The sequence below is a fragment of the Flavobacterium sp. genome (assembly GCF_049318185.1).
Taxonomy (GTDB): Bacteria; Bacteroidota; Bacteroidia; order Flavobacteriales; family Flavobacteriaceae; genus Flavobacterium.
This window is the reverse complement of the sequence record NZ_JBMOGV010000075.1, coordinates 1-11,232: the sequence shown is the minus strand read 5'-3', so window position 1 is coordinate 11,232 and position 11,232 is coordinate 1. Positions and strand designations below refer to the sequence as shown.

5 protein-coding genes and 2 pseudogenes are annotated in these 11,232 nt (G+C 34.1%); 2 read left to right on the top strand and 5 right to left on the bottom strand.

Annotated features, from left to right (window positions below):
* The 5 genes and pseudogenes from ACOYLT_RS07920 to ACOYLT_RS07900 form a co-directional block, all read right to left on the bottom strand.
* Positions 1 to 569: pseudogene (locus ACOYLT_RS07920) on the bottom strand (hypothetical protein); the annotation flags it as partial.
* Positions 570 to 738: 169 nt separating this feature from the next.
* Positions 739 to 3,630 carry an alpha-amylase family glycosyl hydrolase gene (locus tag ACOYLT_RS07915; RefSeq protein WP_422853319.1) on the bottom strand — a complete coding sequence of 964 codons (2,892 nt, stop codon included), beginning with the start codon at positions 3,628 to 3,630 and terminating at the stop codon, positions 739 to 741.
* 56 nt (positions 3,631 to 3,686) lie between these two features.
* On the bottom strand, positions 3,687 to 4,865 hold the full coding sequence (locus tag ACOYLT_RS07910) for a SusE domain-containing protein (RefSeq protein WP_422853318.1): 1,179 nt from the start codon (positions 4,863 to 4,865) through the stop codon (positions 3,687 to 3,689).
* Positions 4,866 to 4,883: 18 nt separating this feature from the next.
* Complete coding sequence (locus ACOYLT_RS07905) at positions 4,884 to 6,440, bottom strand: RagB/SusD family nutrient uptake outer membrane protein (protein ID WP_422853317.1); 1,557 nt, start codon at positions 6,438 to 6,440, stop codon at positions 4,884 to 4,886.
* A gap of 10 nt (positions 6,441 to 6,450) precedes the next feature.
* Positions 6,451 to 9,552, bottom strand: coding sequence for a SusC/RagA family TonB-linked outer membrane protein (locus ACOYLT_RS07900; protein WP_422853316.1), 3,102 nt, complete (start codon positions 9,550 to 9,552; stop codon positions 6,451 to 6,453).
* Between the two features lie 221 nt (positions 9,553 to 9,773).
* Here ACOYLT_RS07900 and ACOYLT_RS07895 point away from each other — a divergent pair, with 221 nt between their 5' ends.
* Both ACOYLT_RS07895 and ACOYLT_RS07890 read left to right on the top strand, forming a co-directional pair.
* The gene (locus ACOYLT_RS07895; protein WP_422853320.1) at positions 9,774 to 10,793 is read left to right on the top strand and encodes a LacI family DNA-binding transcriptional regulator; all 1,020 of its coding nucleotides are present in this window, start codon (positions 9,774 to 9,776) and stop codon (positions 10,791 to 10,793) included.
* Positions 10,794 to 10,946: 153 nt separating this feature from the next.
* Positions 10,947 to 11,232: pseudogene (locus tag ACOYLT_RS07890) on the top strand (MFS transporter); the annotation flags it as partial.

Here is an 11,232-nt window from a genome sequence, read left to right as displayed (position 1 = left end):
GTGCTGCTAGTTGCATCCCCTGTCGGAAAAGTTGTTCCTCCAGAAAGTTGGCCATTATTTTCAAACTGAACAGTACCAGCAGATAATGTGGTATTTGAAACGCTAAAAGTATCCGGTCCAGAAATGTTCAAAACCAATCCTCCCGGTTCAGTAACCGCTGAACCAACCAACTTAACAACAGGAAGAGGTGTGCCACCACTAAAGTTATATTCACCAGTTGTACTATTAAAAGTTACATCATAGGTTCCTGCAATACATCTTATGTTAGCGCCACCTTGAGTACCAGTACCTGATGGAAATGCTTCAGCACCCCAGTTGATAGTCCAATCATTGTTAGCTCTAAACTTTATACCACCATCAGGAGCAAAAGTAGTGAGTGTTAACCCACTCAATGTCCAGTTTTCACCATCCGTAGAAGTCATTTGGTGAACATCTGTAGGTCCAGGGTTACCTGTCGATCCTGGCCATCCACCAGCGGCTTCTCCTACCACAGCAACAGAAGTAATTTGAGCATTAATATTAATTGCACTAAAAATTAATGCTATTAATAATAGTAATTTTGTTTTCATAATTTAAATTTTTTTAGTTTGATTGCGCTAATTTACAATTTTTTTACAATATCCAAATTAATATCAATAATAAAGGTTAGCGAAAACGTTGTAGTGTTAATAACTATATGCTTTAATATTGAAAAATAAATAGTTACAATATAATCTTTTAATTAACTCCTACATCTAATTATTGTTTAATTAATTTTAAAGTCTTTTCATTATTGTTAGCATCATAGACTTTTACTAAATACAAACCACTATTCAAGTCCGAAATTTCATAAACATCTGATTTTGTTTTATTTTGAAAAGATTTCACTAATTGTCCAGTCATAGAATAAATAAATACTTTTGACGAATCAATATTTACTGAAAAAAAGTCAGTTGACGGGTTGGGTAATAAGCTAATGTAACTTAGAGCGCTAAAGTTATCTGAATTTAAACTTGACGGTTGATTTCCAAATACTCTAAATCCGCCTGGTTCTATACTGATATTCATGTTTGTATCTGTCACAGAAAAGGTTGAGTTATCCATCAGGTTGGACCAAGTACCAGAAAAAGGAAAACCACCAGCCACATTATATGTATTGTTGCTAAAATTGGTCAATACAAATACATAACTCAAAGAAGAAGTCTGCGAAGTGCTTGTCCATATATCTAATCTTGGACGGCCTGTTGCTCCGAAGTTCCATGCAAAAGAACCGTTTTCAAAAACAGCTTCGGTCTTTTTCAAATTAATCATACGTGACCAATTATTGTAAATGGTACTTCTATTAGAATCTACCAGCCAATTTTCAGTCCATTGCGGTTGTGGTTTTGTATCTAGTTTGCAATCTGGATTAGAAAAAGAAACATTACCGTTTTGACAAGTCCATAAAGAGCGTTCCCATCCTAAATCCCCAAAATGCCAAATCATTTTTGGGCCAGGAACCAGAAGATGAACTGCGCCCATAGCAGATAATCGCAGGTGTACTTTTGCTAAATCCTCAAATGTTTGACCAGTTTCTTTTAGTGCTTTATAGGCAACTCTTTCTTCGTCATGGCTTTCTGCATACCCTATAAATCGATCAGAAGAATCTGTAACTCCAGATAAACTAGTGCCATTCCCTTTTAATATGTTTGCATACGGATCGGTCATTTTACGCCATTGCATTATCCCTTTTGAGTCTCCCGATTTTAGATAATTTGCCCATTCAACTTCTTCGTTATAAGAACCCCCATTTCCTAAATGCTCAAAAATCACTAAGAAGTTAGGGTCAATTTCCCATTGCTTATCTGCATAAAACTTTAGTTTGGCGACTCTATCAGAGCGATAACCGTTAGTACATGGTTCTTGTCCTCCAGCTACAGTAGGAGGGCATTGATTGGTAAAACCTTTTGTTAAATCCCAACGAAAACCATCAATTTTATAATCCTGAATCCAAGTCTTAATTGTTCGAAGCGTATAAGTATTAGTTAAATTATCTGGTTCTCTAAAATGATTCAAATCTGAACCTACACTATAGGAGTGTTGCGCGGCTTGGTTACAGTAAGGATTTTCAGCCGTAATACCGTTGCCCCAACCATCATTATCTGTATCTGTCATCCACATTCTTTCTAATGGAGAGCGCCCGAAAACGTGATTTAAAGCAACATCAAGAATTACAGCGATTCCATTTTGATGGCATAAGTCAATAAACTCTTTCAATTTTGCGGGAGGTCCATATCGTTTGTCTGGAGCTAAATGATATACCGTGTTATACCCCCAACTTAAATTGCCTTCAAACTCCATGACAGGCATTAACTGAATTGCGTTTATTTTTAGATTTTTGAAGTAATCAAATTTATTAATAAGATCTTGATAGCTTCTATTAGTGTCAAAGTCACGCACTAAAACCTCATAGATCACTAAATCTTTTTTCTTTGGCTTTACAAAATTTGTAGTGGCGGCACTCCAATTGTAGTTATAAAAAGCATTTGGCCCTGTTTGAAGCACTGAAACTTCTCTTTCTTGACCCGATGGATATGCTGGTAAATTTGGATAAACCCCTAACGAAGCGATCTCAGGATCGTCGAAAGGAGAAAGCACTAAAGTAGAAAAAGGGTCTGCTGTTTTTACAATAGCTGGAGAATTGGTTGGTCTGTTAGTTACATCACAAACCCAATACTGAAAATTGTATGCTTGGTCTGGAACTAAACCATTTAATTCAACCCAAAATTTTCCTGAGGTTGGATCTTTTTTCATAACGTAAGCACTGCTCGGCTGGTAATTATTAAAACTCCCTGCAACGTAAACAAAATCTTTGAAAGGCGCATTGAGCACTAGTGTCGCTTTGGTTGCATCAGCGGGATCATAGTTGACCCCGTCTAATAGCGTCCCCGAAGGCAATGCCTGCGATATAACTCCAGGATTTACTATTACACTAAATTTCTTTATTTGAGTGGATGCCCCTTGAGAAATTTCCAATTGATAGTTTCTATTCTCCGTAATGTTTGTATCTGTAAAAGAATAGGTTGGCACATCGGACGCAGTATTGACACTAACTCCATTGGCTTTCAAATTATAATTTGCATTCCCGTTTGTATTGGATGCCTGAATTGTTCTACTTTCGCCAGAATTAATAATTGTAGTGCTATTTTCCGCTGGTATGGTTAAAGAAGTTTGAAAAAACCCAACATTGTATATAAAATCTGTACAAGAAGGAGCTTTCTTTAATGTCTGCGTACCAGTGGCATTTCTGAATACCATACCCATTCTTGTAGCGTTTGCTTGTTGAGTTGCATTGAGGCCAAAATAGGTACTTGGGGTAATAGTTATAGTATAGACTCCAGGTCCGGAATTTGCCATTTGACCAATAGTGTTGTCCAGTCCCCAATTTCCGATTACAGAATATCCAAAGGCATTGGTGGCGTCTCCAATTCCAGCATGCATGTATACTTTCGTTGGAGAAGCCCCCAGCCCATTACAAGTAGTAATTGGAAAAGTAACCGTAATTGTAACTTGGTCTGTTACATTGAAAGTTGCAGGTGAAATAGTGACCTGCGAAAAAAGAGCTGTTGAAAATAGCCCAAGAATAAAAGTTAATAAAGCATTTTTTTTCATAGCATAATTATTGAAAAGGGCTGATAGAAGCAGCCCTTTTTATTTTGATATTTTTTTTAATTTGGTACTTTAGTTAACTTGTAGGTGTAATTTCTTGGTTTACTTACATCAAGTTCAATTTTATATTTGTCTCTGGTTCCATCATCTGTACCAGGAACTGATATATCGCCCTGCCCCGTTGTACTATTTTCTTCTAAACTAAATGGTGTAGTTGTTTTACCTAAAATAGAAACTGAGGAGGATGCAGTTCCAGGAGCATAAGGAGGATTTGGCAACGCTGGCACAACCAAAGCTCCTGTCCATGCATTAGATTTAAATTTGAACTTTTTCCCTTTTATTAAATCCATTTCTTTAAACCATGTTTTGGTTTCTGCATCATAATCAAATGGTACTTGGTTTGCAAACCCAAATCCTGATCTTGTGGCTGGGCCAAATATTCCAAATGTTGTAAACGGGGTTAAAGTATAAGTATTATTTGATAAATTAACCTTTACTAAATAGTGACCTGCTGTTGTTACTGCAATACTGGGTGCACTAGTTCCTGAAATCAATGAACCTGCTGTTGAGCCTCCACCATAAATGTTAGGTGTTGTAAAATCCTGACACGCATCTGCTTGGTAAAATTTATAATTACCCGTTTCTAAATACATATACCCCACAAAATCTGAATTAGATGTTGTAGCTGAGGCTGCTACTCGTGGCTCTGTTAATGGAGTATTTCCTTCTTTTACAAAAGCCATTAACGGCAATTTTAGAGAATAGGCCGTAACTTTTACATTAATTGGATTAGAATATTGAATATAAGGATTAGGATTAATACCCAAAACTGATTTTATTCTAACATCAACATCCATTTCACTACATTTAAAAGTAGGTAATCTATTTAATAGTGTATTGAATTCTGCTACTGTTAAAGTGGCTTTTCTAGAAGTTGGTGTTATTACTAAACCATTACCAGTATATTCAACAGGATTAGATAGAGAGGTATCATTATGATCAAATATTTGTAATGTATAAGTTGAAACTGTGGCTGGACCATTATTAGCACTATCCCATTCAAACTTTCCGAAAATATCATTCGCTGTGGCTTGAGTTAAAATCGAAGGAGAATCTACTGTAGCGTCTTTTCTAAGTTCAAAACTATTTGGAGATACAATGGGATCTCTAGCGTCTTCACAAGAAATAACTCCTGTTAAAATTATGGCAGAACATATTGATTTTAAAATGTTTTTCATATTTAATATATTATACTATTAATAACCAGGGTTTTGAGTTAAATTAGGATTAGCATCTAAAGCTGTAAGAGGTAAAGGGTATAATTTATAGGTATCTGGAATTGAAGTACCGTTTAATGCATTTCCTTTCCAAGGCCATAGATAACTTCCCCCTGTAAATTTTCCAAAACGAATTAAATCAGATCTTCTATGCCCTTCAAAATTTAATTCTCTTCCTCTTTCGTCTAAAATAAAATCTAACGTTAATCCTGCACTTACTATTGGTGCAGCACCTGCTCTTGAACGTATAGCATTTACATAAGTTAGTGCTTGCGAGTTTGAAGCGCCAGCCGCTCCTCTTACAGCACATTCGGCATAAATTAGATAAGCATCCGCTAATCTATACATTGGAAAATCTGTACTTGAGAAACTAGTTGGTGTAGATGTCCCCGTAAAATTAGTGTTTCTAAACTTTGTAGATGGATAACCATTTACCCATACTTTGTAATCGTTCATTTCAAATGTGTGACTTGTAGTCCAAAAAAGAGATGCTCTAACATCTTGTGAAGCCACTAAATCAGCAGCAGTAGCACCGAATAATCCATACCAAGCTTTTGTAGCTCTATGACCTCCCCAACCTGCAGTTGCGCCAAAATTACTTAATGTCATTGTATCGCTATTTAAACTACCGTTAACCAAATAAGTAGTATTACCATAACTTTGACTCGTTAATGCATCTGCAATTAAAGGGAATATGATTTCTGGTGAAGTATTATTGTCTGCTGAAAAATTCTGTAAAAAATTAGGTGCTAAAGAGTAACCACCTTCCGTAATAATTTTGTTTACATAATTCAAAGCATCATTATATCTTTCTGTACCGCTGTAAACCCCTGCATTCAGATATAATTTTGCTAATAACATCCTACAAGCTGATCTATTTACTCTACCATATTCATTAGTCATAGGCAAATCATTTTCGATAGCTAATAATTCACTTTCTACATAATTAAACAGTTGAGTTCTACTTGCTTCTGGCAGTGGTGTTGACGTACCATAATTTTCAGTAGTAACCAAAACGCCTTTTCCAAAACAATCGATCATATAGTAATAAGCTAAAGATCGTAAAAAACGTAACTCACTAATATATAACGCTTTGTTTTGAACACTTGTGTTTTCTAATGCTAAAATAAGATTAGTCGTTTGTGGTACTGTGTAATAAACTCTATCAAAAAGATATCTGAAGAATTTATTATTTTGAGTCCAGTTGGAAGTAGTTGTTAACTGGTCTAATCCATCATCGCCCCAACGGTTTTTCATAGCATCCGCTGAAAAATCTTGTAAATTAATGATTCCTCTTAGGAAACCACTTTCTCCTGCATCTGGAGTCTGAATGTCAGAACTACCTGGTCCGCTTGGCCCTGTCAAGGCGAAAGTTGCATACATTCGTGACAACAAACCTTTTGCCGCGTTTGGATCTCGTTGAAGCAAATTTTCAAAAGACTCTCCAATTACTGGCTTTTGATCTAACTCATTTGAGCAAGAACTAAAAGCTAAAATCATAAACGCCGTTGTTAAATTTATAAATATTTTTTTCATGGTTTATTTTTTAAAATTCAATATTTACACCCATATTAAAAACTCTTGGTCTTGGATAAAAATTATTATCTATTCCATTAAAGTTTTCTGGATCTTGTCCTGAATATTTTGTGATTAAGAATAAGTTATTAGCCCCTACATACAATCGAACAGAAGCCTTTTTTACTAATTTTTCAAATTTATAGCCCAAAGAAATACTTTCACAACGTAAAAAAGTAGCATCGTTAATAAAATAATCTGAAACTGCAGTATTCCCATTTGTATTATCAAAAGGTAACGTTCCATTTAAATTATTATTTAATGCTGCTCCGCCTGCATTAGGTCTTGGTCTATCGTTCCAACCGTATTGATATTGTACTGCATTAAACACATTCCCACCTAATTGCCCTCTGAAACTTGCATTAAAATCAAAGTTTTTATAGTTAAATGATGTGCCAAATCCAAAAGTCCAATTTGGGATTAAATTCACATAATATCTATCATCATCGGTTATACTACCATCTCCATTTTTATCTACAAAAGCTTCAGGAATTGGATTTCCAGAATTATCATACACTTGTTCAAAAACCCATGCTGCTTGAGGTTGTTGATCAACAACATGATAGGCCAACTGTCTACCTATTCCTGGCAATGCTCCTCCTGATTCAACTTGAACTCTAGATGCACCATCAATTCTATCCACATTTCCAATATTATAGGAAATATTTGCATTTACAGACCAATTCATATCATCTGAAGATATAACTTTACCTACCAAACTAACCTCAATCCCTTTATTAGTCATATCAGCACCATTTTTAGTAAAAGCATTGGTTAAAAATTGTCCTGGAGGAAAAGGAGCTCTTATTAATAGGTTAGAAGTTTTTCTAACATAAGCATCAATACTTCCTGATAAAACTCCATTTTTAAATAAATCAAAATCTAACCCAACATTCGTTGTTGAAGTTTCTTCCCAAGTAAGATTAGGATTAAATGCATTTGCAGAATAAATATTAACCCCAGGTAAATATTGTCCGTTTGGATCTCCTGGACTAAAAAATGCAGTATAAGGGTAGTAACTTTCGCTTCTAATATCACTGTTACCAGTAACTCCATATCCCAAACGCAATTTAAGGTCGTTAAACACTTTAGAATTTTTCATGAAACTTTCTTCTTTCAATTTCCAAGCTACACCAGCAGCAGGAAAATAACCCCATCTTCTATCAGAAGGGAATAAAGAAGAAGCATCTGCTCTTAAAGTAAATGTAAACAAATATTTGTCTAACAAATCAACATTTGCTCTACCAAAATAAGACTCCATAGTCATCTTTCCATAATACCTGTTGTCTGGATTTTGAGGATTAATGTTAGGCTCTCTTACCCCAGTAGATAAATTATATTGAAATCTTCTTTGTGTACCTTGATTAACAAAACTTTGAAAAGTATGTCCTGCTTGTCCCTCAAATCGAGTAACAAAACCAGTTAACTTTTTAGAATAAATCAAATAAGCATCCATTGTTTTATTATCAATTGTTTGTCTTTCACTATAATTTAACCCCGGATTAAAAACATAAGAATCAGGAATAGATGTAGTTTCTGCTATTCTATAAGTTTCTAACGCTCTGTCAGAAAAATTCTCTCTAATACTCGACTGAGAGGTTTCTATAGCCAAATTTACTACTGCTCTTAACTCAGGTAAAAAATGCATTTTATAATCGAATTCAATGTTTCCTAAAAATTTATCAATACTTTCTGGACGATCACGTTGCATTAACCTTGCTAATGGATTTAACTGGCCTTCTATTCTGTAAACACCATCCCAAGATGGAATATTAGAATTTGTTACTTGTTGATAAAATGCTGACGAACCACCAAATCGATTGTCAGGAGTAGCATCTCCAAAAACTGGTTTAGTTGGATCCATATTTAAGGCAGCGCCAATATTAGCTCCTACATCAATTGCATTCTTTTTAGAACTAAACCCTTTGGCATTCACATCTACTTTTAAATGTTTGTTGAAGAAACTCGGAGTCACTTTAAAACCAGCTGATATTCTCGAATAATCATTTGTCTTAATAATACCTTGAGTATTGTTATACCCTATGGAAGCTCTAAAAGGCACATCACCAAAAATAGCCGCTTTAGCACTAAAATTGTGATCTTGACTAAAGCTATTTCTAAATATTTGATCTTGCCAATTGGTGTTAGATAAAATTCTTCCCTCTATGACATTAGGTGTTGAAGGATCATCTACAAAAGAATTGTTTGGATCATCTATACCCAAATTATTAACTAAATCAGGATGTTCGCTTACAATAAAATCTCTAAACTCATTACCATCTCTAACTTCAATTAACTTATTAGCTTTAGAAGATGAAAAAGTTGAAGAATAACTAAATTGAGGTGCCCCAGTAGACCCTTTTTTAGTGGTTATGATAATAACTCCATTTGATGCTCTAGAGCCATAAATAGCAGTCGCAGAGGCATCTTTTAAAATGGTAAAAGACTCAATATCATTAGGATTGATTAATGATAATGGATTTCCCTGACCAGCAGCCAATCGATTGTCGATAGGCACATTGTCAATTACAATTAATGGAGCTGCTTCTGCTTTTAATGAAGACAAACCCCTAATTCTAATATTTGGTGCAGTATCGGGCTCACCACCGTTATTTGTTATTCTAACTCCAGCCGCTTTACCAACTAATAGTTGATCGGCAGTTAAAATAGCACCTCTGTTAAAATCTTTAGAAGAAATAACAGCAACTGATCCTGTGGCATCTTTCTTTTTTGCAGTACCATATCCTACTTGCACAACCACTTCTTGTAATAGATTAGCACTTTCTTCAAGTGAAATGCTTACTTCTTTTTGACCAGAATAATTAAACCTTTGTGATTCATATCCAATAAATGAGAAGACCACTTTGTCCCCACTTTTTAGACCTTCCAATTTAAATTTTCCATCGAGGCCTGTTGAAGTGCTGCTATTAGCACCTTGAACTACTAGGTTTACTCCTGGCAGGGGTAGTTTTGACTTTGAATCACGAACAACACCACTCAAAGTGCTCTGTGCAAAAATGCTAAATGGCAATAAAAAAAATAAAATTAACAACTTTTTGTAAAGTTTTTTCATACATTTTGTTTAAGTTAAAATTAAATTATAAGCTTATACTTTCTTCGAATTGTAAATTTATTGAAAAAAAAGAATTTATTGAAAAATAACTTTATGAATGAGTTTCGAAAACGTTTGCGTGTTGAAAACTTTTTCAAATTTATACTATTTTAAGACCAAAATTGAGAGAATCAAAAATAAAATATATCTTTATTCAGAATAAAGCAATTACTATAAATCCTATGAGAAAAAAAGTAACTTTAAAACAAATTGCCCGTGAACTAGATGTTTCTATCTCAACTGTTTCAAAATCGCTACGAAATAGTATAGAAATCAGTGAAGATACTAAACAAAAAGTGCAAGCTTTTGCCAAATTGTACAACTATAAACCCAACAATATTGCCTTAAGTTTAAAAAATAAAAAAACAAAAACAATTTGTATTATTATTCCTGAAATTATTCACCATTTTTTTGCAACAGTTATCAGTGGTGTAGAAAATGTGGCAAATGAAAACGGCTACAATGTACTTATTTGTCTATCCGACGAATCATTTGATAAGGAAGTTATCAATATGGAAATGCTTGCCAATGGGAGTATTGATGGTTTTATCATTTCATTGTCAAAAGAAACGCAACAAAAAAGAGACTTCCATCACATACAAGAAATAATAAGTCAAGGAATATCGGTAGTGATGTTTGACCGAGTTACCAATGATGTTTTGTGTGATAAAGTAATTATTGATGATCGTCTAGCGGCCTACAATGCAACTCAATTTTTAATAGATAAAGGATTAAAAAAAATAGCTCTAATTACTACCGTAGACTATGTAAGCGTAGGAAAACATAGAACGGATGGCTATCTTCAAGCTATGAAAAACAATGATTTAATAGTTAATGAATCACTATTGTTAAAAATAGAAGACACTATCAATTTTAAACCTTTAATTGAAGACTTAATTTTGAATAATGAGATAGAAGCCATTTTTGCGGTAAATGAAATATTTGCAGTTACAGCTATCAAAATAGCCAGAAAAAATAATATTAAAGTACCTGAAGATATTTCAATTATAGGATTTACAGATGGCATTATATCGCGTTATTCTTCACCGAGTATTACTACTGTTAGTCAAAACGGCATCAATATGGGTGAAAAAGCCGCTAAAATGCTAATTGAAAGGATAGAAATGATTGAGGAAGAAGATGAACAATATAGTACAGAAGTTATTGAAACAGAATTGATAGAAAGAGAATCTACAATTTAAACTTTTCATCAAAAAAAAACGATTTCAAAATTATTTTATAAAAACTTTTATATATTTACATCCAATTATCAAAGCTTATACTTTTACTTCGAAAACAAAAAAAGTTTTGATAAGCATCGCGCTTATCGTATAATAAATCATTAAATTACGATAATGGAAAAGCGTAAATTAGGTTTCTGGGAAATTTGGAACATGAGTTTCGGTTTCTTGGGCATACAGTTTGGATTTGCCCTACAAGGTGGATTCATGTCTAGAATATTTCAAACTCTTGGAGCTAATGTAGATGATATTCCTGGTTTGTGGATTGCAGCTCCTTTAACAGGGCTTTTAGTTCAACCAATCATTGGATACTTATCAGATAATACTTGGAGCCCAAAATTTGGCAGAAGAAAACCTTTCTTTCTTATTGGAGCTGTTTTAGCCTCTGTAACTTTATTTT